This window comes from Chryseobacterium sp. SIMBA_028, assembly GCF_046535285.1.
GTDB lineage: Bacteria > Bacteroidota > Bacteroidia > Flavobacteriales > Weeksellaceae > Chryseobacterium.
On the sequence record NZ_JAWRWZ010000553.1, the window covers coordinates 1 to 255 of the forward strand.

Genomic DNA, 255 nt, shown 5'->3' on the forward strand with positions numbered 1-255 from the left:
GATGTTCGCCTCGAACCTCCTGCAAGGGCCAGGTGGGGCCGACGCGGTGTCCGCATACGTGGGCACGGACGCGCCGAAGGTGATCCGACTTCTGAACAGCGGCGTGAACATCATGGACCCTGAGCAGCTCAAGCAGCAACGCGAGCTGATTGCGCGCTCGACCGGCGCAACGGCCTCGCCGCAGGACGTGAAGCTCGCGCAGGACACGGTGAGCAAGGCGGACCCCGGCTGGTTCCGCCGCATGGTTCCGTGGGG

Annotated in this window: 1 protein-coding gene; it reads left to right on the forward strand. The window is 67.5% G+C overall.

What is annotated here, in order from left to right:
• A partial coding sequence (locus SCA31_RS24470) for a hypothetical protein (RefSeq protein ID WP_410699573.1) occupies positions 1-255 on the forward strand: 255 nt, incomplete at both ends.